The organism is Sphingopyxis witflariensis (assembly GCF_002205635.1).
Taxonomy (GTDB): domain Bacteria; phylum Pseudomonadota; class Alphaproteobacteria; order Sphingomonadales; family Sphingomonadaceae; genus Sphingopyxis; species Sphingopyxis witflariensis.
In genome coordinates, this window is record NZ_NISJ01000007.1 from 1 (window position 1) to 23,992 (window position 23,992).

Annotated in this window: 22 protein-coding genes, 2 tRNA genes and 1 pseudogene; 2 read left to right on the forward strand and 23 right to left on the reverse strand. The window is 63.1% G+C overall.

Annotated features, from left to right (window positions below):
• Window positions 1-93: integrase catalytic subunit (locus CDQ91_RS21035; RefSeq protein ID WP_144036679.1), on the forward strand; the 93-nt coding region annotated here is incomplete at its 5' end.
• A gap of 66 nt (window positions 94-159) precedes the next feature.
• Window positions 160-1,734, forward strand: a complete 1,575-nt coding sequence (locus tag CDQ91_RS13145; RefSeq protein WP_088473197.1) for an RNA-binding domain-containing protein — start codon at window positions 160-162, stop codon at window positions 1,732-1,734.
• Between the two features lie 280 nt (window positions 1,735-2,014).
• On the opposite strand, the gene CDQ91_RS13150 is transcribed toward CDQ91_RS13145, so the two are convergent.
• The 23 genes and pseudogenes from CDQ91_RS13150 to CDQ91_RS13255 form a co-directional block, all read right to left on the reverse strand.
• A complete protein-coding gene (locus tag CDQ91_RS13150) occupies window positions 2,015-2,452 on the reverse strand; it encodes a Ros/MucR family transcriptional regulator (RefSeq protein ID WP_088473198.1) in 438 nt (145 codons plus the stop codon).
• A 356-nt stretch (window positions 2,453-2,808) separates the two neighbouring features.
• A complete protein-coding gene (locus CDQ91_RS13155) occupies window positions 2,809-3,753 on the reverse strand; it encodes a HEPN domain-containing protein (RefSeq protein ID WP_088473199.1) in 945 nt (314 codons plus the stop codon).
• Between the two features lie 51 nt (window positions 3,754-3,804).
• Window positions 3,805-4,044 carry a sigma factor-like helix-turn-helix DNA-binding protein gene (locus tag CDQ91_RS13160; RefSeq protein ID WP_144036771.1) on the reverse strand — a complete coding sequence of 80 codons (240 nt, stop codon included), beginning with the start codon at window positions 4,042-4,044 and terminating at the stop codon, window positions 3,805-3,807.
• Between the two features lie 19 nt (window positions 4,045-4,063).
• Window positions 4,064-5,281: a tyrosine-type recombinase/integrase gene (locus CDQ91_RS13165; protein ID WP_088473201.1), complete on the reverse strand. Its 1,218-nt coding sequence runs from the start codon at window positions 5,279-5,281 to the stop codon at window positions 4,064-4,066.
• A gap of 167 nt (window positions 5,282-5,448) precedes the next feature.
• Window positions 5,449-5,524: transfer RNA gene (locus CDQ91_RS13170), tRNA-Thr, on the reverse strand.
• A 701-nt stretch (window positions 5,525-6,225) separates the two neighbouring features.
• The gene (locus CDQ91_RS13175) at window positions 6,226-6,831 is read right to left on the reverse strand and encodes a tyrosine-type recombinase/integrase (protein ID WP_419722567.1); all 606 of its coding nucleotides are present in this window, start codon (window positions 6,829-6,831) and stop codon (window positions 6,226-6,228) included.
• Between the two features lie 63 nt (window positions 6,832-6,894).
• A pseudogene (locus tag CDQ91_RS22045) lies at window positions 6,895-7,434 on the reverse strand (tyrosine-type recombinase/integrase); the annotation flags it as partial.
• A 199-nt stretch (window positions 7,435-7,633) separates the two neighbouring features.
• Window positions 7,634-7,709: transfer RNA gene (locus CDQ91_RS13180), tRNA-Phe, on the reverse strand.
• 95 nt (window positions 7,710-7,804) lie between these two features.
• Window positions 7,805-7,999, reverse strand: coding sequence for a DNA gyrase inhibitor YacG (locus CDQ91_RS13185; protein ID WP_088473203.1), 195 nt, complete (start codon window positions 7,997-7,999; stop codon window positions 7,805-7,807).
• Entirely contained in the window at window positions 7,989-8,981 is a 993-nt protein-coding gene (locus CDQ91_RS13190; RefSeq protein WP_088473204.1) for a ribonuclease, read from the reverse strand. The genes CDQ91_RS13185 and CDQ91_RS13190 overlap by 11 nt, the downstream gene beginning before the upstream one ends.
• Window positions 8,974-9,564: a Maf family protein gene (locus tag CDQ91_RS13195; RefSeq protein WP_237245979.1), complete on the reverse strand. Its 591-nt coding sequence runs from the start codon at window positions 9,562-9,564 to the stop codon at window positions 8,974-8,976. Before CDQ91_RS13195 ends, CDQ91_RS13190 begins: the two co-directional genes overlap by 8 nt.
• Window positions 9,561-9,779, reverse strand: a complete 219-nt coding sequence (infA, locus tag CDQ91_RS13200) for a translation initiation factor IF-1 (RefSeq protein ID WP_010162480.1) — start codon at window positions 9,777-9,779, stop codon at window positions 9,561-9,563. Before infA ends, CDQ91_RS13195 begins: the two co-directional genes overlap by 4 nt.
• A gap of 79 nt (window positions 9,780-9,858) precedes the next feature.
• A complete protein-coding gene (locus CDQ91_RS13205; protein WP_088473205.1) occupies window positions 9,859-10,725 on the reverse strand; it encodes a cupin-like domain-containing protein in 867 nt (288 codons plus the stop codon).
• Window positions 10,722-11,906 carry a GNAT family N-acetyltransferase gene (locus CDQ91_RS13210; protein ID WP_088473206.1) on the reverse strand — a complete coding sequence of 395 codons (1,185 nt, stop codon included), beginning with the start codon at window positions 11,904-11,906 and terminating at the stop codon, window positions 10,722-10,724. Before CDQ91_RS13210 ends, CDQ91_RS13205 begins: the two co-directional genes overlap by 4 nt.
• 47 nt (window positions 11,907-11,953) lie before the next feature.
• Window positions 11,954-13,849, reverse strand: a complete 1,896-nt coding sequence (locus CDQ91_RS13215) for an XrtA/PEP-CTERM system amidotransferase (protein ID WP_088473207.1) — start codon at window positions 13,847-13,849, stop codon at window positions 11,954-11,956.
• Window positions 13,850-13,860: 11 nt separating this feature from the next.
• Window positions 13,861-15,339, reverse strand: a complete 1,479-nt coding sequence (gene xrtA, locus CDQ91_RS13220; RefSeq protein ID WP_088473208.1) for an exosortase A — start codon at window positions 15,337-15,339, stop codon at window positions 13,861-13,863.
• Entirely contained in the window at window positions 15,336-16,541 is a 1,206-nt protein-coding gene (locus CDQ91_RS13225; protein ID WP_088473209.1) for a TIGR03087 family PEP-CTERM/XrtA system glycosyltransferase, read from the reverse strand. The genes xrtA and CDQ91_RS13225 overlap by 4 nt, the downstream gene beginning before the upstream one ends.
• Window positions 16,541-17,575, reverse strand: coding sequence for a FemAB family XrtA/PEP-CTERM system-associated protein (locus tag CDQ91_RS13230; protein WP_088473365.1), 1,035 nt, complete (start codon window positions 17,573-17,575; stop codon window positions 16,541-16,543). Before CDQ91_RS13230 ends, CDQ91_RS13225 begins: the two co-directional genes overlap by 1 nt.
• 11 nt (window positions 17,576-17,586) lie before the next feature.
• A complete protein-coding gene (locus CDQ91_RS13235) occupies window positions 17,587-18,450 on the reverse strand; it encodes an XrtA system polysaccharide deacetylase (RefSeq protein WP_088473210.1) in 864 nt (287 codons plus the stop codon).
• Between the two features lie 43 nt (window positions 18,451-18,493).
• Entirely contained in the window at window positions 18,494-19,678 is a 1,185-nt protein-coding gene (locus tag CDQ91_RS13240) for an XrtA/PEP-CTERM system-associated ATPase (RefSeq protein WP_088473211.1), read from the reverse strand.
• A gap of 21 nt (window positions 19,679-19,699) precedes the next feature.
• Window positions 19,700-21,403: a hypothetical protein gene (locus tag CDQ91_RS13245; protein ID WP_237245980.1), complete on the reverse strand. Its 1,704-nt coding sequence runs from the start codon at window positions 21,401-21,403 to the stop codon at window positions 19,700-19,702.
• Window positions 21,400-22,422, reverse strand: a complete 1,023-nt coding sequence (locus CDQ91_RS13250; protein ID WP_088473212.1) for an AAA family ATPase — start codon at window positions 22,420-22,422, stop codon at window positions 21,400-21,402. The genes CDQ91_RS13245 and CDQ91_RS13250 overlap by 4 nt, the downstream gene beginning before the upstream one ends.
• Window positions 22,423-22,436: 14 nt before the next feature.
• The gene (locus tag CDQ91_RS13255) at window positions 22,437-23,981 is read right to left on the reverse strand and encodes an XrtA system polysaccharide chain length determinant (protein ID WP_088473213.1); all 1,545 of its coding nucleotides are present in this window, start codon (window positions 23,979-23,981) and stop codon (window positions 22,437-22,439) included.
• Window positions 23,982-23,992: the final 11 nt, after the last annotated feature.

A 23,992-nucleotide genomic window follows, 5' to 3' on the forward strand; every position in this document is an offset into this window, starting at 1 on the left:
GCGCCGGAGGCCGTTCCCTCGCCAGTGTTGCCCTCCGGTTCCGCTTCGCTCCACCTACGGCCAACACTGGCGAGGGAGGCGTCAATGCACTAACAATCCACCCGGACCACTCGGTGGGGGCCGGTCAAGGGCAAAGCGCTCAACCAAGCTGATTTTATAATGACATTGATGTCGGTCTTTTGGGAGGAGGGCCGCGTCGATCTGGAAGACTTCGCGCTGAAGGCCGCAATGCCAAGCGATGGACAGTCGTCCCCTTTCAACCACTTCTTGAAGCCCTCGCCGGACCAAATGCTACGTGCGACCGTCGGCCTCGCCTTAAAGCGCGCACGTTTGGAAAACGTCTACGGCGCTCTTCGCGGTCGGGATGCATCGACGGGCAGTGACAATCCGGAAAAGCGTGACGCACAATTTGCTTTGATGCGCGAAGCACAGACGGCAGTCCTTAACTTAGCGAACTGGCATCATTTCCTCGATGCTCTCAAGCTAGCGGGTTATCGAGGGCAGAAAATGATCAGCTCTGAAGCTGCGATCATTTACTGTTATGTCCTCTATCTGATTGGCATCCGCGATTACGGGATTGACCGAGCTGTCATCCGGCAGGTGATCGCAGAATTCTTCTTTATGGCGTCAATGACCGGGCGTTACACCAATTCACCTGAAACAAGATTTGAAGCCGATCTATCAAAAGTTCGAGATCTCGCGGACGGAACGGCGTTTGTGTCTCGCCTGCGAGAGATATGTGCGACCACGCTGACGGGCGACTATTGGGATATAACGCTCCCGAGCCAGCTTGCCACCTCCGCGGCCCGCAGCCCCTCACTTTTTGCCTATCAGGCTGCCCTTATAAAGCTGGATGCGCCCGTGCTTTTTAGCCCGATGAAATTGGCTGCGATGGTTGACCCGGCAATAAAGGGATCAAAGGCGGCGCTTGAACAACACCACCTCTTTCCGCGCGGCTACCTGGAAGAGGAAGGAATTAAAGACTTCAAAATCATCAACCAGATTGCGAACTTTGCTCCGGTGGAATGGCCGGCAAATATCAAGATCGGAAAGCAAGCACCGGCGAATTACGTGCCCGCGCTTGATGCCGCCATGTCAGCAGCGGACCGAGAGCGCGTATATAAACTGCATGCCCTTCCGCCAGTGTGGTGGGATATGAACTATGAAGAATTCCTTGTGGCGCGGCGACTACGCATGGCGCAAGTGGTTCGCGAGGCGTGGGAAGCGCTAATTGGAGACACCAAGACCGAACCCTCTCCTCCGCCCAGCGTCGCAGAATTGATCGCGGCCGGTGAGACGGGCGCAATTGAATTTAAATCCACGTTGCGGACGAATCTGCATACCGGCCAGCACGACGAGAAGATTCACCTCTCAGCGCTCAAGACAATTGCGGGGTTCCTAAACGCACAAGGTGGCACTCTTCTAATTGGGGTTGCGGATGATGGGGAAGTTTTAGGTCTTTCCGCCGATGGATTCCCGAACGATGACAAGATGGGCTTGCATTTGGTCAATCTGGTCAAGGATCGCATTGGTGACGTATTTCTTCCGTACGTGCACCAGCATTTTGAGGACCAAGACGGCGAACGCGTTTTGACTATCAGATGCGAAAGAGGTCCGAGGGCTGCCTTTGTGAAGGATGGTAATCAGCAACGATTTTTTGTGCGGGGCGGGAATGCAACGACTGAGCTGTCAGGAAACAGCGTTATGGATTACGTCAAGCAGCGGTTTGGATGACCGAATGGTCCTCGGTTGCTTGGCGAAACCGCGAGGCACCGCGTCGAGCGCGTGAAGCATGCGTAAAATCATGTCTGAGATGCTCGCCATTCAGCTAGGCAGCGGGGCCGCGATGCTACGCATCGGACCCGTAATCCAGATACACACCTCACGCACGGGCGCATAACGGTTTTCTGCCACTTTTTGAGAGTGCGATCCGACTACACTCTGGCCGCCCGAGCAGGAAAGCACGGTTTTTAGCCGTTGTCCGAGAGTGCGATCCGCACTCTCCGGGGCGAGGCTATTTGGCTTTGGTGCGTCCGCGTGCGGCGGGCTTTCGTCCACCGCCACGCCCCTTCGTTCCCAGTCCGATTTCCTTCGCGAGCACACGCCGACGTTCCGAATAATTCGGCGCGACCATCGGATAATCCTTCGGCAAGTTCCACTTGGCGCGATACTCGTCGGGCGTCATCTCGAAGTTGGTCATCAGGTAACGCCGCATCATCGTCAGCTTCTTCCCGTCCTCAAGACAGACGATGTAATCCGGCTTAACCGACGAGCGGATCGAAACTGCCGGTTCCTGTTTGATTTCGGGAACATCGGCGCTGCCAAGGCCCGCGAGCGCATCGTGTACCGACCGAATGATTAGCGGGATGTCCGATATGGCGACGCTGTTATTGCTGACATGCGCGGCGACGATATCGGCGGTCAGCGTGACCAAGGTTTCGGAATCTTCCATCGTCATTTTCCTTCGCGACCTAACCTATTTCAACTGCGCACCTAGCAGCACAATGCGGTCTGAACAACGGCGTGACTGGCGCGACCGGCGAAGCAAGGCGTCACCACACGCCTTCGAGAAGAGCGACTGATCCGCCGCTCCATTTCTCGGTCTCCCGTCCATAGAGGTGCCGGAGCGCTGCCTCCAAACGTGGCGGAAAACCGAGACTTTTTAGGCAGCGCCAAAACGAGGCAGCGGATAGGCAGCTCGAAAAGTGGCGGAAATGCTGCATTCACCCGTGCGTGAGGTGTGTATCCAAATTGTGGGTCCGATGCGAAGCATCGCGGCCCGGCAACATAACGGTTTGGGGCTGGGTATCAGATGGGAGCGAGGGGAGGATTCTGACCCGCGAACGCTTCGAGTTCAGCGATGCGTTCGGAACAAATGGCGTGGACCGCGCGACCCAATTCCTCAACGCAGCCGCCGAGCCATTGCAGTTCATCCTCGGTGATGCGGAAGTGCTTCGAATAGCGGGCCTTCACATAGGCCTCTTTCAGTTTCTCAAAGCGCCCCCGATCCTCGCGTCGTTCACGAGGCCAAGCGTCGACCAGCCGCATATCAAGCCGCTCAGCTTGGGTGCGAAGGAAAGCGAGGTTGTGGACGTGCGGAGTGTAGAACGTGCGAACCAGCAAAACGCAGTGGTAAAGCCGCTCCGTCGCTTGATGCATCAGGAAGGCCGCTAGTTTCGTTTTCCCACTGGCGATGGCGTCGTTCGCACTGCCGTGAAAGTCAGAGGCAGTGGGAAACCACTCTTCGAAATACTCCCGCGCCATCGTGAGCGCCTGCTCGGGCGTTTTTGGCTTCGGGGTGTGGAGCGGCTTGTCGTCGAATTCGTGCAGGGCAATGCCGTCTTTTGCTACGTCCATGAAAAAGTAGCGGCCGTGCGCCAGCCCGTCGTTCACCTCCTGTAAGGTGTGGACGATGAAGTTGACCGGCGTGTGAAGTGTCCTGTCGATCGCCAGCTCCCGAATGAGCCGGTCTTCGAGTTTCAACCAATAATCGACGCGTTCGGTCAGCCGCTTGTCGTTGACGATGATCAGCAAATCGAAGTCTGACCGATAACCCTTGGCGGTGTGCGGCTCGTCCACCCAACCGCCGCGCGCATAACTGCCATAGAGGATGATCTTGTCGATCCGGCCCTTCTTCTTCCAGCTCATCGTGCCGAGTGCGAGCGCGTCCTCAAACTCTTCGAAGATGATCTGCTTCACGCGTTCAAGTTCGCGCTGCTTGTTCGCCGGAAGATGATCGAGGTCGGTTTTCATGCTGGCGGCACCCTGTCGAGACGGCGGCTGATTGGCAAGTTAGAAGCGCCGTCAGCGGCGCCAGAATTGCCACCAAGAATGGTTCTTTTCCGTTGGACAATCGTCCACCTGCGCGAGTGCCCGCCACATATGGCATTCGACTTCAATGATGCTGATATCGTGTTTGTCGGCAAGTTCGCGGTATGTCAGATCCTCGACAACATGGCCGAGGAAGATCGCGCGCTGCATCGGCATCATGCGGTCAACGGCGCGTTCGTAACGACGCAGCCTGCGCCGCTCGTCCGCGCTCAACGTGCTTCCGCCGAACACCTTAGCCTCGCATCAAATCGAGCTGCACGACGTCGGCGCCGTCGCGGAGCTTGTCGAGGTAATCGGACCACCATTGCGCCATGCGGACGCGCTCGTCCCAAAAGGTGCCGCGATTATATGCCGAGCGAACGCGGTCGGGATCGTGGTGCGCGAGCGATTTCTCGATGGCGTCGGGATGCCAGCGCCCGGACTCGTTGAGCAGCGTGCTAGCGACCGCGCGGAAGCCGTGCGCGGTCATCTCTTCATTGGTATAGCCGATCCGGCGCAGCGCCTGATTGAGCGTGTTCTCGCTCATCGTCTTTTTTGGCGTGTGGAAGGCCGGGAAGAGGTAGGTGGACGGATGCTGGAGCGACTGGAGTTCGCGCAGCAGTTCGACGCTCTGACGCGACAGGGGCGCGGTGTGGGGCCGCTTCATTTTCATCTTGGCGGCGGGAACGTGCCAGACCGCTTCGGCCAGATCGATGTCATCCCATTCGGCGGTGCGGATTTCGCCGGGACGCAGAAAGACATGCGCGGCCAGTTGCAAGCCGATCCGCGTTTCTACGCGACCAGTGTAGTCACCGATCGCGCGGAGCAGTTCGCCGACCTTTTTAGGTTCGAGGATGGCAGAGCGATGCTTGACCTTGGGAATGACCAGCGCGCCGCGCAGCACGTCGGCGTGGTTATACTGGGCGCGAAGCGTCGCGATGGCATAGCGAAAAACGCGGCCAGCGAATGAGCGGGTCCGCAGCGCCGTCTCGTGGTGTCCGCGCCGCTCGATCCGCTTGAGCGCCGCCAACAGCTCATGTGGCGACACTTCTGCGACCGGGACGTGGCCGATGTAGGGATTGAGGAGATCGCGGAACCAGCGCAGTTTGCTGATCGTAGCGGGGGACTTTCCCTCGACAGCCATCTTCTCAATATATTCGTCGGCAACGAGGCGGAACGTGTTGCGCGCCTCTGTCATAGCCTTGATCTTCGCTTCGCGCCGCTGCTTACCGGGATCGACGCCTTCGGCGATCTTCTTCCGGGCCTCGTCGCGCTTCTCCCGCGCGGCTTTCAGACTGACTTGTGGGTATTTCCCAAGCGCCAGCTTCTTCTCCCGGCCATCTGTCCGGTATTTGAGACGCCACAGGAGCGATCCGTTAGGTTGGACGAGGATAAACAGCCCGTCGGTATCGGACACCTTATAGGGCTTTGCCTTGGGCTTGAGATTTTGGATTTGAATGACCGTCAGCATGGCAACTCCAATTCAGGACTCGAACTGGTCAATCGCCGAAAAAATGGCCCCCAACGAGGGTCAGACAGCCACGGATTTGCGTGGACGCACACAGACGATCAACGCCTTGCGTATAGCACATCAGAGCTAAAAAATGAAGGTTTTCCGCCACTTATCGGGACGGGGACTGGTGCCGCTTACAGGACTCGAACCTGTGACCCCATCATTACGAATGATGTGCTCTACCAACTGAGCTAAAGCGGCAACGAGGGGCGCCTCTACCAGCGCCCACGCACGAAGACAAGCGTCGTTGCGCGAGATTTTTCGTCCTGATCTTCTCCGTGATTTACGCGAATTTCCGGCAAGCCCGCCGCGACGAGACACATTCGACATATCCAACCCTGGGAGCCAACCGGCGATGCACACTCCCCCCTCCCCCAAACAAAGGAGCAGACGAAGAGTGCGAAAACCAAAGGAAGGAGGGCAGTCCCGCGCGTCCAATATCGAAAGCGACACTGTGAAAAGCCGCAGCGAGTGAAACGCGGCCCCAAACCGAAGCCCATCGTCGAGTTTCCTATAGCGTTGGAAGATCCGTGGATCGATCCGCCAATCTTTCCCGAGGCCCTCACGCTCCACATGCGTCGGCATGGGGGCAAGGCGTTCGTTCGGTGGTGGGGGCGATGATATGCACTGCATCCATCGTGGAGGGCGGCGCGAAGCATGTCTTCGCGCCGCCTCTTTCCTTTTCGCGCCGCAGCGGGTCAACAACATCGGCGCCGTGCGGTCAGCCCGGTAAGTCATCATTGGACAAGAAAATGCGCCCTTGGCGCTGCCGCAGTCGCGGCGGCGTACGCGCGGCCCACCGTGAAAACGCGCGACCTCTGCCACCGTCGGTGTGCGCTCAATTGCGGCCGCGCTCCACTACCACAGCTTTGCCGCTAAAATGACGGGTGCGACATGGCTCGCTATGCCGCCTCCCGGCGGCCGCGCAATGCACCGAAGCGCCGATGAACGACCCTGCCGTCGGCTTGCAGCTCATCAAGGCGGTCCGACCAATAGCCCATCATCTTAACCCGCTCGGCCAAATGCTCGCCGCGTACATAGGCCCGGCGGACGTCATTGCCTTCGACATGACCGAGTTGGCGCTCGATGGCATCGGGATGCCATTTGCCGCTTTCGTTGAGAATCGTCGTCGCCATGGCGCGAAAGCCATGGGCGGTCATTTCGTCCTGCGCATAGCTGAGGCGCCGCAGCGCGGCATTGAGCGTATTGTCCGACATGGCGCGCTCCGCCGAACGCACGCTCGGGAACAGCAGTTTTCCATCACCAGTCATCGCGTCTAGCTTCTCGAACAAGGTCATGACCTGTTCGCTCAGCGGCACCTTGTGGATACGGCGCATCTTCGTCCGCTCGGCGGGAATGGTCCAGATGCCAATCTCGAAGTAGAACTCGGACCAGGAGGCGAGGCGAAGCTCGCCGGGCCGCATAAACAGGTGCGCGGACAGCAGCAGCGCGATCCTGACGATCTTACTGCCCTCATATCCGTCAATCGCACGCAGCAATTCGCCCACCTGCTTCGGATCGGTAATGGCCGCGCGGTGCGTGACCTTCGCGGGGATCAGCGCACCGCGAAGATCGGCGGCGGGATCGCGGTCGGCACGGCCTGTGGCAATCGCGTAGCGATAGAGCGTACTCAACGTCCCGCGGAGCCGGTTCGCGGTTTCATATCGCCCGCGCGCCTCGATCTTCTGCAAGACTTCGAGCAGTTCGGGCGCCGTGATGTTCCGCATGCGCAGCTTACCGAGCTGTGGCCGAGCCAGACCCATCAGCCAGCGGTTCTTTTCGATCGTGGACTCGGACCGGCCCGTCAATTTGAGACGGCGCACATATTCGTCCGCAAGTGCGTCGAAGCTCTCGCCGTCGAGACAGAGGGCCTTCGGCCTCTCGCGCCGCGCGGCCAACGGGTCTTCCCCGTTTGCGACGAGCCTGCGCGCCGCGTCGCGTTTGCCGCGTGCGTCGGCGAGGGTGACGTCGGGATAGATGCCGAACGACATGGTTCGGCGCTTGCCCTCATAACGATAGTCGAATCGCCAGCGCGGCGATCCATCCGGGACGACGATCAGATACAGGCCGCGCTCGTCACACAGCTTATAGGGTGTGGCTTGCGACTTGGCACGGGCGACAGCGGCGGCGCTCTATGACATGGCGATGACTCCTGACGGTAACTAGCCTTTTTTAGCTACCGTAAACCATGCAAAATAGGGGCTGGGATGCAACAGGGCGCCCTGAGACGCCAAGGGTCAATAAGACTTTGCTTTCAAAGCAAAGGACTGTTTCTCTTGGGAAATTTTGAGATGTTCTGATGAGAACAAATGGTGCCCGGGGACGGATTCGAACCGCCGACACTGCGATTTTCAATCGCATGCTCTACCAACTGAGCTACCCGGGCAATGCCGCTGCGACCGGATGGTCGTGCTGGCGAGCGGCGGCTATAGGCACGGCTTTCGCGCATGTCCAGAGGCTTTGTTGCGGCTTTTTGCGTGCTTAGCCTTCGTCGAAACGATCGTCGTCGGCGGTGCCGTCCGGCGCCTGGTCGACGGGCACGCGATAGCCTTCGCCGAACCAGCTCAAAAGGTCGCGATCACGGCAGCCGCGGCTGCAAAATGGCTTAAATTCTTCGGCGCGCGGCTGGCTGCACAACGGGCAGCGACGCGGTTTGGCGTTCGCATTATTGGGCATGACCCACTCCTTTTACCTCGGCATCGGCGATCATTGTCACCGGCCTGCCAGTGCGTTTTTGCAGCGCGTCAACCCATTCGGGCCGCCCGGCGATATGCTCTATTACAGCCGGGCGCGCCGTCAGTTGCAGCACGCCTGCCCCCACCGCACGCTCGGCATGCCGCAACAGCAACCCGGCATCGGTCGCGACGGGGTCGAATCGCACCTGTTCGATCAGCGAAGGCCGGTCGCGGCGGCGAATAATCTGCATCAGGCCGAAACCGTTGACCCCAGTGCGCTCAAAGGGCTGCGGCAAATATTGGTCCACCAACGCGTCGATCGCGAGCCTTTCGGCACGACCGCCAAGCGACGGAAAGTCGATACCGATCGATCCCCCGACATCGCAGCAGCGGATGACATGGGCCGCCGTCTTCGCCCCCGCCTGCGCGAGCGCGAACGCATTCCCCTCTCCGTCGATGTCGATGAGCAGCATCGCCGGGGTCGCATCGACCCACAGCGCACCACCGGTGAATGGCCAGTGGCCAGCACGGACATGGTCGATTAGTTCGGACCAGCCCGCCTGTTCGAGCCGGTCGGCATCGATGGGCCGCAGGTCAACAACCGGCGCTCCGGTAGCGGCAATTCGCGCGCGCAGATCAGGACCGTCAGCGATCGCGGCGCCAGCCTCAGCCAGCCGTGCCCGTGCGGGCTTGTCACGCCCGCGTTCGCGCAGCGCCATGCGGGTCACTTCGACGATCAGTGTTGCACCGATCGAAGTCGCGGGCGGCACCTCAGTTAAGGTCGCCGGAGGCGTCCCCGGCCAGTCGAGCGCGACCAGCGCGCCCTTGCCGCCACGCCCCGCATCGACCAGCGTCGCGGCAAGGATCGCGCCGATCCGCGGCCCTTCGCCATCGCGTTCGATCCGTGCTTCGATGATTTCGTCATTTTCGACCAGCGCGGCCCTCGCCTCGCCGATTCCCGCTTCATAGAGCCATTCAGCCAAGGGTGATTCCCGCGCTGGTCAGCAAGACCCCGGTTTCATAAATAGGCAGGCCGACGACGTTCGAATGGCTGCCCGAAAGAAAGCGGACGAAGGTTTCGGCGCGGCCCTGAATCGCATAGCCGCCCGCCTTGCCCATGCCCTCTCCGCTCGCGACATACCAGTCGATGTCGGCGGCGGTGAGGACCTTGAACGCGACGACCGTATCGACGACGCGGACGCGGGCGCGCCCGTCGGTGCCGACTACGCAAATCCCCGAATAGACATGGTGACGGCGGCCCGAAAGCAAGCCGAGCATGCGGCGCAGATCGGCTTCATCAGCCGGCTTTTCCAGGATGCGACGCCCGACTGCAACGGTCGTGTCGCCCGCGAGTACGGCCTCGTTCGGCGCGCGCTCGACCGCGAGCGCCTTGCCCTTGGCGAGCCGCGCGACATAGTCGCGGGGAAGCTCGGCCTTCAGCGGCGTCTCGTCGATGTCGGGCGATGCGATGCGTATCGGTTCCACGCCGATTCGCGCCAGCAATTCGCGGCGACGCGGCGAGGAGGAAGCGAGCACCAGCGCGGGAATGTTCGCCGCGCTACTCACTTGAAGCGATAGGTGATCCGACCCTTGGTCAGGTCATAGGGCGTGAGTTCGACGAGTACTTCGTCGCCGACCAGCACGCGAATGCGGTTCTTGCGCATCTTGCCGGCGGTATGACCCAAAATCTCGTGGTCATTTTCCAGTTTGACGCGAAACATCGCGTTGGGAAGCAGTTCGACCACCTGGCCGCGCATTTCCAGAAGTTCTTCTTTCGCCATCAATCCTCAGTCGGGTCAAAATCGGTGATGGGCGCCCATAGCCGCGATTGCAGAAAAAGGAAAGCTGGCATCAAACGGCTCAGGACACGAGCCGCAGCTTGCGTGCGATGCGCCAACCGATCGTTTTTGCCCATGCGTAGCCTGGCCAGCGCGGCGGCATGGCAGGATCGAGCCCCATGCGGCGCAGCGCAGCATTGGCGGCATGCGCCTCTGACTCGCGATAGCTCCATTCGCTGCGCCAGGTGATCGACAGCGAGACCGACGGGGCATCGCCGTTGGTGACGAAATGCGGCGCCATGACCGGCATCAGCACCGCGTCGCCCGGCGCCAGCGGCACCTGCTGCGCAGCATTATGATAGTCATCATGCCATGGCAGGTTGCGATGGCCGCCGCTGTGATAGCGCTCATGCTCGCGGCGGTGCGCGAAGCGTTCGTCACCGGCGGGCCAGACGTTCATCATCTTCGCGCCCCGAAGCTGAAGCAGGATATTATGCTCGGGATCGAAATGAAACGGCGTGATCGACCCGGGCGAGGAGACGAAAATGAACCCCTGCGGTGTCAGCATCGCGCCGGTACGCGGCTCAACCACAGGCCTAAGCTCGCCGAGCAGGTTCATCAGCAGCGAGCGATAGGCCGCGTCGCTTTCGATATTTTTGAGCACCGCCCAGCTGCGATTGGTGTCGATGGTGCGGATCGTTTGACCGATCGACAGGCCGTTCGACGGCACATCCTCGGGCCGGATGCCGATGGGGACATCCCCCGGATTATATTCTACCTGACTGGCGGGGAGGCTTTCGGCAAGGAGCGCCAGCGCCTCAAGTGACAAAAGTGGGTGGTCCGGCAAAAAATGGTGCAGCAACCCCGCCTGCGCCGGATAGAGCGTCGCCATACGTGCGAGCGTTTCGGCGGGAAAGACGGGAGCGGCGATGATCTGATGCTCGGTCATGGCTGATCCTGTGGCATGATAGCGGCAGGCACAGGCCTTCGCCAGCGACGCCAGACGCGTTCGGCCCGGACGAGCATAGCAAAGCGCAGCCGGTCGGCGGCACCCGAAAGCGGGACATTGACCCAAATGAGCCGGCGCCGTTCGCGCCATACGCTGTCGATCATCGGGTGGCCGGGTGCGGCGCAGCTGTCGATCCAGTCGAGCCGCGCGTCCCCCAGCAGATCGAGATTCGCCTGTTGCAGCAAGACGCCCGGGGAGAAGCGTGCATAATCCTCGTCGAACGCTGTCTTAAACGAAAAACCACCCGGCGGAGAGAGGAAGTTGATCAGCATCGCGAGCGGCCGACCATCGAGGTCGAGCGAACGCATGTCGAGCTTTCCAGCATCGGCAGCGGCCGACAATATGGCACGGAACCACGCCTCGGTATCATTCTGGCTCGCAAGCGCCGAGCCGGCGCGCCCTTTCCAGCCGCGCGATTCAAGATCAAGAAACGCATCGACCCACGGTGCGATCGCCTCACCGACCTGCCAGCGGCGAAATGCGACGACTCCCTGCTCCGCCAGCCGGTTCGCCTGACGCCGCAACTCCTTGCGCTTCTTGGCCCGCACCGCCGTGTCCCAATAAGCTTCGGGCGACAGCTCGCTTTCGAGCAGCGCCCGCTCCTCATGGTGGACGACCTCTGCCGCGCCGCGACGCACCTGCGCAACATCGACCAGTGCGCGGTGCAGCGGCCCATCCTCCGTCAACCGTGGCACATGGATCAGCGTGTGCGCCCACGGCGACGCGTCGCACCAACCGATCAAGATCGACCAGAACAGGCTTTCAAAGCCCGCACGCACCAACGGGCTGCCGTGAAAATGATTGGGATGCCGCCAGCCGGTAACATGGCGCAACGGCAACCGGCCATATCGGCGCGCGGGTGCCACCGGCATGATCCCGATCACCGGCCCGTCATGGCCGTCGCGCACCATCACCAATCGCGCGTGGCGCGCGGGATCGAGCAAATGCAGAGCCGATTGCAGACACCAGCGTTCAGCAAAGGGATTGGGCTCGCTCGCCTCGTCGGCCAACCGGTCCCACGCCGCCGCGAGTTCGGGTGACAAGGCGAGCGGATCGACAATGCGCACGGTCAACGGCGCGGCCGGAGCAGCGTCGAGGGGAAAGGCGGGATGGACCGTCATCGACAGCGCGCTAACAGCGAAGCGTTAAAAACGGGTGGCGCCACACCCTAGATCCCGAACAATTTTGCCAGCGATTTTTCGAGCATGAAGAATTGCCAGATCAGCCGACCGTGGTCGCGGCGGCCCGACTGGTGTGCAGCGACGACCCGCTCGATTTCGGCCATATCGAACCAGCCGCTGCGCGCGAGCGTCGATGACGTCGCCAAAGCGCGCGCCTGCTCGACCAGCGGCCCGCGGAACCATTGCGACACCGGCGTCACGAACCCCATTTTGGGGCGATAAAGGATGTCGTGCGGCAGATAGCGTTCCATCGCCTGCTTCATGATCGCCTTTCCTGTCCCCCGCTTGACGCGCATCGACGCAGGCAGGCTCGCGGCGAATTCGACCAGGCGATAGTCGAGCAGAGGCTCACGCGCCTCAAGGCCGACCGCCATGCTCATCCGGTCGGTCTTGGTCAATATATCGCCGGGCAACCAGATCTTGAGGTCGGCATATTGCGCGCGGTCGAGCGGTTCGCGCGCCGGGGCGTCGTGCATCGCCTGCCAGTAACGCGTCTCGGCGACATGATCGCCCAGCGCATGATGCGCAGCGTCGTTGAACAGCCGCGATCGTTGCTGGAGCCCGGTGACGCCGACCGCTTCGGCATAGCCTTCTGCTCCGCTCTTCGACAGGCTGGCGAGCGTCGCACGCGCGCGCAAGGGACGCGGCGCCCAATCCATCTGCGGCCAGACATGCGCGAGCGGACCGAGGACGCCACGGCGCAGAAAACCGGGGATCAGCCCGCGCAGCCGTTCTTCCTGGTGCTGGAACACCAATCGGCGATATCCCGCGAACGCCTCGTCGGCGCCATCGCCCGACAGCGCCACCGTAACCTCCTCGCGCGCGAGTTCGCACACGCGATAAGTCGGCAGCGCACTCGCGTCGGCAAAGGGTTCGTCGAACATGTCGGCGATCTTGTCGACCAGCGCAAAGTCGCTCGCCGATACGGTGCGAGTACGATGATCGGTCGCGAAGCGTTCGGCAATCTGCTGTGCATAAGCCGTCTCGTCGAGCGCCGCCTGGTCGAAGCCAATCGTGCAGGTTTTGACCGCCTTCGAACTCGCCTCGGCCATCAGCGCTACGACCGCGCTCGAATCCACCCCTCCCGACAGGAAGGCCCCCAGCGGCACATCGGCGACCATGCGGTCGGTCACCGCCTGTCGCATCAACCAGGTCAGATGCTCGGCCGCCTCGCCTTCGCTCGCGCGGATGCGGCGCGAAAAATCGGGCCTCCACCAGCAGGTCGGGGCCGGAACCGGCTTGCCGCGTTCGAGCAGCAGGAAGTGCCCTGCGGGGAGTTTTTCGACCCCCGCAACAATGCAATTGTCATCAGGGACATAGCCGAAGGCGAGGAAATCCTCGATCGCGGTCAGGTTCGCTTCCTGTCGAAGCAGCGGATGGCGGAGCAGCCCCTTGAGTTCGGACGCGAAGGCCACCGACCCGTCGGACAGGCGGACATGGTGGAGCGGCTTGACCCCCAGCCGGTCACGCGCGAGGAACAGGCATCCGCGCGCATGATCGTGGAGCGCAAAGGCGAACATGCCGTTGAACCGCGACAGGCATTCGGGGCCCCATTGGCGCCATGCGGCGATAATGACCTCGGTATCGCCGCTGGTGCGGAAGCGGTGGCCGCGATCCTCGAGTTCGGCGCGCAGTTCGCGAAAATTATAGATTTCGCCATTATAGGTGAGCGTGATCAGTTCGTCGTCACTCGCCATCGGCTGCGGACTGCCCGCGATGTCAATGATCGACAGACGCAGGTGCGCAAGGCCGACCCCCGGCGCGGTCCATTCGCCCGAACCATCGGGGCCGCGATGTTGCATCGGCGAAAGCATCGCGCGGAGACGCGCGGGATCGACCGGCTTGGCCGTTTCGAGATGATAGATACCTGCAATGCCGCACATATTCCGAACGCTTAGCGGGTTTTGAGCGCGCGGTCAGCCATTGCCTGCGCTCCGCCCGATGCGACAACGAAATCCGCGATCGCATCGCGGCCACCCTGCCCCGCCTCGCTCGACAAGATCAGCGACAGCGCGCGCGGATCGCCACCGAGCAACCGCGCCTTCAGCCCCGCGAGTTTGGCGCGGCGCGGATCGCCCGTGACGCCGCCGTCAACGACATACCAGGTCGCGGCGTCGCGGAGCACCGGGCCGGGGTGCAGCAGGCGTTCGGTCCTGGCGCCGTCGATCGCGGGCAGCGCCGCGCTCCAAGCCCAACGGCTGTCGGGGTCGACCGCACCCTGGCCGAAGCTCACGACTTCGCGTCCTTCGGCTTGACGTTCGTAACCACCGATCGCGACGGTCACCCGCCGCCCGTTAGCATCGATGAAATGGCGGATCAGCCGCTGGTCGGCACCGTCGAAGCGCGGTTCCCATGGTTCACCGCCGGCGCGCACTCCGCTCCAGCTTGCGGGCGCTTCGACCGCCATCGTTGCAGGCAAGGGCGCCGTGCGCCCTCCGGCGAGCGCCGCCCAAGCCATGAAGAACAGCGGCAGCACGAGCGCAGCCGGAAGCACCATCTTTGCCGAACCGGTGAAGCGCACTATGCCATCCAATCCGGCCAGATCAACCGCCGCGTCATTGGCGGGCCGATCGAACCAGCGGCGCGCGACGAGCATCACGATCAGCACGACAAGGCCAAAGAAGATCCAGCCGTAGAAAATATGGTCTATCCCGCCCGCGGCCTCGATCCCCCAGATTTCAGCGGCGACCATCGTGCCATAGGCGCGCAGCGCATTGGCGAGGACCGTCGTCGCGAGCGCCGCCGCGACAAAGACAAAACGCCGCGTCCAGCTTTTGAAGCAAAGATGCGCGGCGAACACCGCATAGGCGAGCATGGCGATCAGAAAATTAACCCCCGAACAGGCCTCGGCGACTTCGAAGAAACCCGCACGGGTGGTGATGAACACCCCCTCCATCTCGGCCTGCAGGCCCGACAGATGGAGCAGGATGACACTGATATGCGCGGTGAGCGTCTGGAGCAACGGCACCAGTTCCTCGCCGAACGGAACGAGCAACAGCGCATAGGCGAGCGGGAAGAGCAGCGCGCGCACCAGCTTTTCGCCGAGCGTCGCGGCGACGGCGCCCTGCAACATCAGGACAAGGCCGAGTTGCCGGAACAGCGCTACTCCGGCGGCTTCGCCAACGAGCCAGACCAGCCCTGCACCCGCGATCCAGACCAGCGCGGGCCACCAATAGACGGGCGTCAGCGATCGGATCAGCGGCACGCGCAGGGACACGAGCCAGCCGATCATCGGGATCATCAGCAGGCAATGGGTGAAGGTCGAGCTATGCCACCATATGCCCGCCATGTCGGCCGCGTCGCTGTGAAAGATCGCAAGCATCGCGCCGGCGAGCAGCGCGAGCGCGGCGAGATGCTGACGCCATGGCATCATGCGCCAATGCCCAGCAAATTACTAAGCGGCGCCATCCGGGCATCCCAGCCGTAGCGCGCGATCATACGGCCCCGCGCGGCGGCGCCCATTTGCGAAGCACCGATAGGGTCGTCGAAGATCGCGCGGACGGCATCCGCGATGCCCTGCGCATCGTCAGCGACGCGCAGATGTTCGCCCGGTATCGCGTCGATCCCTTCAGCAGCGGCGGCGCTTGCGACGACGGGGCGCGCCATCGCCATCGCCTCGAGCAGCTTGTTTTGCACCCCGCGCGCGAGCAGCAGCGGCGCGACGACGGCATCGGCGGCAGCGAGCCACGGGCGGACGTCGGGCACTTCGCCGGTCACAATCACGCCGGGCAATTTTTCGAGCGCGCGCACTTCGTCGGTCGGCGCACGCCCGACAATGGCGAAGCACGCCTCGTGATGATGCGCACGGATCAACGGCAGAATGTCGGCGGCGAACCATCGCACCGCGTCGATATTGGGGCGGTAGTCCATCTGGCCGGTGAACACCGCGAGCGGCCCCTCCCCCGCACCAACCGGTTTCAGCTGGACAGCCGGATCGAAGCGGTCGGTATCGATGCCATTTTCGACCGTGTGAACCCTATCGGTACCGAGGCCACTGCGCTCGCGGAACAACGCCGCCTCGGCTTCGCTCACGAACAGGCTGGCGTCGGCGCGACGCGCGATTTCAGCTTCAAAGGCGCCCAGCTTTCGCGCCTCGCGCGCATGGACCCAGTGGAGCGGCTGGCGCTTATCCTGTTCGGCATAGGTCGCGAATTTCGCCGAATCGACATCGACGAAATCCATAATGACCGGCCCGTTGAAGCGCTCGGGCAGATATTGCGCCATCTGTCCCGAGAAGGCGACGATATGGGTAATCCGGCCGCTGAGCAGCAATTTGCCGACGTGCTGCGCGAGCGCGGCATTTTTGAACAGATGGTTCGAGACGGGCTCGCCGCGCAACACCGCCTGCGCGAGCGCGATCGGACGCGACACGTCGCGCACCTCGATGCACAGGCTTGCGCACAGCGGTGCCATCTTTTCGCGTGCGAGCGCCGCATCGGCGCCATTGTCGGCCAGCGCCGCGACATGCATCGGCGCGAGCTTCGTCAGCGCTTCGAACATATGCCAGCTGCGGATGCGGTCGCCGCGGTCGGGGGGCCAGGGTGCGCGGTGAACGAGGAACAGGATTTCGGCCATCAACCGAGTCCACGCGCGATCAATGGCCCGATCCGGTTCGCCGCCCACAAGGGCAACTTCTTCCACAGATCGACCTGCAGCCGATATTTGGCGCTGTTCGGATTGGTGTCGCGCGGCTTTTCACCCGGCGCGAGCCAGCGTGCGTAGACGAGCGGCTGGGGCGCGAAACCCCAGTTCTTCTTATAGGCGAAAGGCCCGGTTCCGACCTTTGACCGGCCGAAGTCGAAGCGCGTGCAACCTTTTGCGCGGGCGTGGCGCATCACGGCGAAGTACATGAGTTCATTGGCGCGCAATCGCCGTGCGTCAGCGATGCCGCCGCCCCAGTAGGGCATTACCGTGCCGCGCCAGGTGAGGCTGAGGACGCTTGAAAGCGGAAACCCCTCCTCGCGCACCGTCAATATGTCGGCGTCGTCGCCAAAAGCATCGAGCACTGCGTCGAACAACGCTTTGGGGAAGACGGGGGTGCCAAGATTGCGGACGCTGGTCGCGTAGACGCGATAGTGATCGGCGCGTTCTTGTGGGCCAGTGCCGGTGGTGATGGTGAGGCCGCTTTCAAGCGCCTTGCGGACCTCGGCACGCTGTTTGCGCGGGATGGCGAGCAGTTCGGCGTCATCGTCGGCGGCGAGGTCGCGCGCGAAGCCGGCATAGACGCCCTCTTCGCGGTGCCAGCCGTCGCCGTCCGGGAGCGGGCCGCCGCGCAGTTCGACCGAAGGGACGCCGAGCGATTTTGCGATGTCGGCCGCACCGATGGCGAGCGTCGCCGCAATCGCATCATTGTCGGCGAGGACGCCGCCGTCGACCGCGAAACCGCTGGCGACCAGCGCCTGCCCGAACAGCGGCGAACGAATATGGTGAAGCGGCAGGATACCGGTCAGCGCACCCTCGGCGTCGCGCGCGGTGACCAGATGGCATGGGTGACCTGTCGCCTTGGTGATCGCCTCGCACCAACGGCGGCTGTGAAAGGGCGTCGCGTGCGGATGCCCGGCGACATAGGCGTCCCACGCCGCCGCATCGGTCAGCGGCACGGCAGCCATTGCAGGCGCATTCACGCCGCCGCGCGCCACGGCTGAGCGCGTGCCTGTTGTGCGGGGACAAGCGCATCGGCGCGCGTCCATTCAAAATCGGCCAGCAATTTCTTCAGCTTGCCGGCCATCGCCGTCAGGCCGCTGTAATGGCGGATTTTCGATTTCAGCGGCGCATCGGCGACGCGCGGCTGGCCGGGGTCGATTTCCCACGGATGGAAATAAAGGATCGCCGGATGACCTTCGGCGTTCATCCGCGCGATCGCCCAGCGCGTGAAGCCATAGGGAAGCATGCGCATGAAGCCGCCCCCGCCCGCCGCCAACGTCCGGCCCGCGACCCGCGCGGTCGTCACTGGCCATTCGACCAGATCGCTGTCGGAAAGCGGGCGCCACGCATGACGCGGGCTTTGCGGCCAGCCATAATGATCGTGCACGACGGGCGCGACGCTGCTCGAATAGGCATAGCCCTGTTCGGCGAGTACTGCATGCGCCCACGGGGTCCGCTGATCGACCGAAAAGCTCGGCGCCCGATAACCGCGCACCGCGACGCCGCCCAGATCCTCAAGGATAGCCTGCGTCTTTCTAAGGTCGGCGGAGAAGCTGTCCGCGGTCATATTGAACACGCGCTGATGGTCATAACCGTGGCTCGCCAGCTCATGTCCCGCAGCAACGATGCGCCGGATCAGCGCGGGATAGCGTTCGGCGACCCAGCCGAGGGTGAAGAAGGTGCCGACGACGCCCGCGTTGGCGAAAATCTGAAGAACCGCATCGCAATTGGCCTCGACCCGACATTCGAGCGTCGGCCAGTCGGCGCGGGCGATCGTCCGCTCAAAAGCGCCGACCTGGAACCAGTCCTCGACATCGACCGACAGGCCGTTTTGCATCATGTCTCACCTTCATCGATCCGCCTCGCGGACGATGCTTAGCCCGTCAGGCCGCCCAAGTCTGTGACGATGCCGGATTGGGGGCATTATCGGGATCGCGCTCGACCCATTCGATCAGCAGATCGATCACGCGGCGCAGAGCGGCATCCTGTTCGGTCAGCCGCGCCTCGAGCCCGGAGATCTGCGTTTGCAGCGCGGCCACATGGGCTTCGTCGATCGCGGCAGGTGCAGCGGCGGCGGGCACCAGTTCCAGCACATCGGCGTCGGCGTCAGTGCCGGGCTCGGCAAGCGGCGCCGGCACGGCGGTCTCTGCCCATTCGGGCAAGGCTTCAGCGGTCGGCGCGGCGGCCGCCGCGGCATAGGCGATCAGCTGTTCGATCGGCGGCGGAGGAGGTGCAGGCGCGGCCTGGTCAATACCGCGATCAGCCTCGATCTCCGCGACGACCAAGCGGACCTGCTGGCCGGTGATACGGTTCATTTCCTCGACCGCGCCATAGAGCAAAAGGCGGCTGACCAGCACGTTCAGCTTGCGCGGCACGCCCGCGCAATAATCGAAGATTTCCTCGAACGCGTCGGGGCTGAAGCTGGGGTTTCCGGTCCAGCCGACCTTGCCAAGGCGGTGGAGGATATAGGGTTCGACCTCTTCGGGCTCCATTGGATCGAGGTGATGCGTCGCGATCACCCGCTGACGCAGTTGTTCCAGAGCCGGCGAATGGAAGAGGGTCTGGCGGAACTCGGGCTGGCCGAGCAGGAAAATCTGGAGCAGCGAATGGCCGCCGAGCTGGAAGTTCGACAGCATCCGCAATTCTTCGAGCGCCGAGATGGCGAGATTCTGCCCTTCGTCAACGATCAGCAGCGTGCGCTTTCCGGCACGCGCCTGTTCGCGCAAATATTGCTCCATCGAACGCAGCAGTTCAGCCTTGCTCTGCCCTTCCCATTCCAGCCCGAATTGTTCGGCAACGAGGCGCAGAAGATCGTCGCCCTCGACCTGCGTCGACACCAGCTTGACCGCGGTCAGGCGGTCGGGATCGATGGTGTTCATCAAATGGCCGACGAGCGTCGTCTTGCCCGCACCGACATCGCCAGTGATGACGATAAAGCCTTCGCCCTGCGCGAGGCCATAGCCAAGATAGGACATCGCCTTGCGATGCGTTCCACTCTCGAAGTAAAAATGCGGATCGGGCGTCAGCTGGAACGGGCGTCCGGTGAAACCATAAAACTGATCGTACATCGTAAAATTCCTGTTCCGGGATCAGAAGTTGTAACGCAGTCCCACCAAGGCTGACCCAATAAGTTCGCTGTTGAAGCCATTCTGGTCGAAAGCATCGAGGCTCGCCCCCGCGCTCCCCGTCAAGCCGCGCCAGAAACGCCGCGAATAGGTTGCCGACAGGCCCGCCGACTGGACATTGCTGACCCCCGGCGAACCATTGTCGAAATAGTTGAGATAGCCCGACAGACTGAGGTCCGATTCGGCGTCGAGACGGCGCCCCGCCGAGAGGAAAAGATAATAGCTCTGGTCGATGATGCCATCGAGATTGGCGATCGGCGACAGGCGCGGCGTGAGCAGGCGGCGACGGTCATAGCCGACCCCGACGCCATAGCTCCAGCCGCCGAAGCGCGACGACAGCACTGCCTGAACGCCCTGATTGCGAAATTGCGCAGAGGTCGCATTGCCGATCCGGTTGTTGAGGCAACTGCCCCCTTCACCACCGAAGACGCAAGGATCGACTTCGCCGCCGATCGGGTTGCGCGCCGGGTCAAATTGTGTCGGGAGGGCCGAAAGCCCACTCGACAGCCCGCGACCGAAGCTCGACAATCCATTATAGACATCGACCTGCACCATCGTCGCATGATCAGCGCGATAGGAAAAGCTGCCGGTATAGATGGTGTCGCCATAACGGTGGCCGACACTGGCAGTCAGCGAGGTACGGCGGCTTGGCTGCCACATCACCCCGGCGTCCCAGATCAGCCCGTCGGTGTCGAACGACAATTTGCGCGGGGATGATTTGTCGGTGACATAGCGGCCGTTGGCGTCGAGCACCGGCACGCCATTGGCATCGAGGAGCGGGTCGCGCTGGCCGATTTCGATATTTTCATAACCGACGCTGCCGAGCAACGCCACGGTCCGGCTGATCGGCACCGTCACCCCGGCCGTCGCATATTTGCCTTCATAGCGCTGGTCGAGCTGGCTGGCATCCTCACGTTCATAGCCGCCCGAAAGCTCCCATCCGAACGGCAGATCGCCCGGCCGTGCGCCAATGCTGGCCCAGGCGCTATGATTGGTCGAGCTGTCAAAGACATCCTGTGCCACCGCGCCCGGCGGCAGCAGCGCGGGGGTTTCGACATCGACCTTGCTGTAGCCGAAGCGATAGCCCGCGCCGACGTCGAGCCCGCCGATTTTCCGCGCCAGCGTCGGCCCCGCATAGACCGAGTAAAGATTGGCGACATTGCTCGACCGGCCGGTGATGATCCCATTGTCGGCGCCCTGACCGTCGGCGCGGGTGCGGGTCGCCAGCGCTCCGGCTTCGAGGTTCAGGCCGCGCAACAATTGCAGATTTCCGCGCGCAAGGCCGCTGATCACATCCTGATCACCCAACCCGGCCGAAAGGCCGAACTGATGTTCGTAGCGCAGCGTCGCAGACAGCTCGACGCGGCGCGTGACGACCGTAGCATCGACCCCGACCGCAACGGTCGTATAGGTCAGCACGTCGCCGCCATTTTTGAGGTCGGCGGTCAATATCTGATCGACTGAGAGATAGGGGCTGACATCGACCTGACGCTGGGCGCGCGGACGCTTGCCCTCGCCGCCGCCAGCGTCGGTCGCAGCGCGCGGCTTATCCTGTCCGCCCGGTCCGGCATCGCCCGAAAATTGCGCGTGCGCGCCCGTCGCCGTCCCAGCGAGCAGTAGCGCGGCCAACGTTCCGAATGGACGTATCGAAGATTTTCTGTAGCTCACGCGCCGCCACCCTGTCCGTAATAGGTGCCGAAGCGGCGGCCGCCCGGCGAGAATTTGACCCCGTTGAGGAGCAGCTGAATATGCGGGCAACCGCCCATCAGGCCGATCGCATCGCGCAGCCCGCTTTCGAGCGTCTGGTCGGCGCGCACGACCATGATCAGTTGGCCGACATGCCCCGCGAGCACCGCCGCGGGCGACGCCGCAAGCACCGGCGGCGAGTCGAGAATGATGATGCGGCCCGGCACGCCCCGTTCAAGCTCGGCGAGCAGCGCCTCGGTCCGCGCCGAGGCGAGCAATTCGGTGTCGTCCATATGCTGCATGCCCGCCGGCATGACCTTCAGCCCCGGAACGTCGGTCTGGATCAGGCAATCGCCGAGCGGAAAATGCGGATCGGCGAGCGCGTCCATCAGCCCCGGACCATCGTCCAGCCCCAGCACTTCAAGCACGCTGGGCTTGGCGATGTCGGCGTCGATCAACAGCACATCATGGTCGGCCTCGGCCGCGAGGCTCAACGCCAGATTGACGGCGGAGAAGGTCTTGCCCTCGCCCGGATTGGCCGAGGCGATCAGCACGCGGTGGCCGCGCGGCAGCGCGGGGCGTCCGGCGGTGCCGGCGAAATTGCGGATCAGTTCGCGCTTCACGATCCGATATTCTTCGGAAATGCCGGTGACGGGCGCGCCGGGGACGACCATGCCGCGCGCAGCGAGCCGGGCGCGGTCGATCGTACCCTGCCGCGTCGGCACGACGGCGGGCGCGGCGCGGGCGATGTCCATGCGCGGCGCGGGCTTCGCGGGCTCGACCGCCGGGGCGGTTTCAACGACGGGTGGTGCAAATTCGGGCTGCGGTGCCGCGACGACGGGCTCCTCAGCCGGATTCGCCTTGCGCGCCTTTTTCATCGGTTCGGGCGGCAGTTTCGACACATCGATCGTTGGCGCATTGGCGACGGGATCGATACCGAACATGTCGGCGGCGCGTTCGAGCAGCGACGGCGGGCGCTTGACGGGGCGTTGATCGGTCATTTTCTTCTTCCCCGTCACGCAACCAGGCCGCGCTGGATAAATTCGGCGGCCAGCAACAAGGCATAAAGGCCAATGAGCGCGCCGCTTCCACCGGCAAGCCAAACGAGCTTCTTGCGCCGGTCGATATGACGTTCGGGCGTGACGACTTCGGTGATCGATCCGATCACCGGCAATCCGCTGGCGCGTTCGAGCTTCGCCGCGGTCGCATAGCTGGTGCGGACCTGCGACAGGCCAAAGGCCGCGCCGATGCCGCCGCCGATGCCGACGAGCAGCACGAGGGTCAGGAACAGCGGCCGGTTCGGCGATGCGGGACTGGTCGGCTTCGACGGCGGGTCGAGCAGTTCGACCTTGATCGCGTCGGTTTCGGTCTGCACCTCGCCGCGCATGCGCACCTGTTCGCGCTGGGCGAGAAGCTTGTCATACTGCGCCTTGAACGCGGTATATTCGCCGTTGATCCGGTCATATTCGGCGGCGATGCCGGGATTCTGGATTTGGTGCGACGTGATTTTGGCGATCTCGGCCAATAGCTGCGCCTTACGTGTCGACAACGCGCTGACCGTCGCCTGACGTTCGGCGCGCATCGCCGAGAGCGAGGCATAGGCCGGGTTTTGCGCGTTGCCGCCGCCGCTGGCGCCCGGGCCTTCGCGGTCGGCCAGGGCTTTGAGCGAGGCGATCTGGCTTTTGAGCGCGATGACATCGGGGTGCGCGTCGGTGAGACCGCGCGAGCGCATCGACGACAGTTCGTTTTGCGCGCCGGCGAGCTGTTGGCGGGCGACGCCGCCGCCGACACTGCCCATGCCGGGGACGTTGATCGTTGCGGGGGTCGAAGCAAGCTGGCCGTTGGCCGCCGCAAGCTGCGCCTGCGCGGCGATCATCTGCGAATCAATCTGGCTGAGTTCGGCGCGCGCGGCTTCGACGCGCTGGGCGGGCGAGCCCGAACCGCCGGGGATCAGGCCGATATTCTGCGCCTCGAACGCCGCACGACGGGCCTCGACCTCGCGCAGCGCCTTTTCGCGGTCGGCGATCTGGGCGTCGAGGAATTTGAGGCCCTCGCGCGCATTCATCCGGCCGCCGCGTAGCTGATCGTCGCGAAACACGGTGATCAGACTGTCGAGGATACCGCTCGCCAGCTTGGCATTGTCGGCGTCCGACAGGCTGGGGACCCCGACGCTGGTGGTGAGTTCGAAGATATTTTCCTGTTGCGGAATAACCTTGATGCTGCCGCGCAGCATGCCGACCGCGCCGGCCTTTTCGCGCTCGTTCGCGCCCGCAGGCAATAGCCCGGTGGTGACCGCAACCTTTTCAAGGTTGCGCGCGCTAGTCAGCGTTTCGCGGATCTGGTCGATCTGTTGCCGCCCCGACGAACCCGCCTGAACTTCGTCCGGCAGGATTTCATTGACGTCGACGAGCAGCCGGGCGCGCGAATCATAGCGGTTGGGAATCGATGCGACCGCCAGCCAACCGAGGATGCAAATGCCCCATGCGACCGCCAGCACCAGCCACCGGCGCGTCCAGACGCTGTGCAGCGCCACCCGGAATTCGTCGTAAAGGCCATTCATACTCTGGTCTC

Coding starts and splice junctions, on each gene's coding strand:
- CDQ91_RS13255 (WP_088473213.1), bottom strand. CDS start 23,981: ATGAATGGCCTTTACGACGAATTCCGGGTGGCGCTGCACAGCGTCTGG.
- CDQ91_RS13215 (WP_088473207.1), bottom strand. CDS start 13,849: ATGTGCGGCATTGCAGGTATCTATCATCTCGAAACGGCCAAGCCGGTC.
- CDQ91_RS13145 (WP_088473197.1), top strand. CDS start 160: ATGACATTGATGTCGGTCTTTTGGGAGGAGGGCCGCGTCGATCTGGAA.
- CDQ91_RS13250 (WP_088473212.1), bottom strand. CDS start 22,422: ATGACCGATCAACGCCCCGTCAAGCGCCCGCCGTCGCTGCTCGAACGC.
- CDQ91_RS13235 (WP_088473210.1), bottom strand. CDS start 18,450: ATGATGCAAAACGGCCTGTCGGTCGATGTCGAGGACTGGTTCCAGGTC.
- CDQ91_RS13210 (WP_088473206.1), bottom strand. CDS start 11,906: ATGACGGTCCATCCCGCCTTTCCCCTCGACGCTGCTCCGGCCGCGCCG.
- CDQ91_RS13205 (WP_088473205.1), bottom strand. CDS start 10,725: ATGACCGAGCATCAGATCATCGCCGCTCCCGTCTTTCCCGCCGAAACG.
- CDQ91_RS13225 (WP_088473209.1), bottom strand. CDS start 16,541: ATGGCCGAAATCCTGTTCCTCGTTCACCGCGCACCCTGGCCCCCCGAC.
- CDQ91_RS13240 (WP_088473211.1), bottom strand. CDS start 19,678: ATGTACGATCAGTTTTATGGTTTCACCGGACGCCCGTTCCAGCTGACG.
- infA (WP_010162480.1), bottom strand. CDS start 9,779: ATGGCGAAAGAAGAACTTCTGGAAATGCGCGGCCAGGTGGTCGAACTG.
- CDQ91_RS13155 (WP_088473199.1), bottom strand. CDS start 3,753: ATGAAAACCGACCTCGATCATCTTCCGGCGAACAAGCAGCGCGAACTT.
- xrtA (WP_088473208.1), bottom strand. CDS start 15,339: ATGATGCCATGGCGTCAGCATCTCGCCGCGCTCGCGCTGCTCGCCGGC.
- CDQ91_RS13150 (WP_088473198.1), bottom strand. CDS start 2,452: ATGGAAGATTCCGAAACCTTGGTCACGCTGACCGCCGATATCGTCGCC.
- CDQ91_RS13185 (WP_088473203.1), bottom strand. CDS start 7,999: ATGCCCAATAATGCGAACGCCAAACCGCGTCGCTGCCCGTTGTGCAGC.
- CDQ91_RS13230 (WP_088473365.1), bottom strand. CDS start 17,575: ATGGCTGCCGTGCCGCTGACCGATGCGGCGGCGTGGGACGCCTATGTC.
- CDQ91_RS13165 (WP_088473201.1), bottom strand. CDS start 5,281: ATGCTGACGGTCATTCAAATCCAAAATCTCAAGCCCAAGGCAAAGCCC.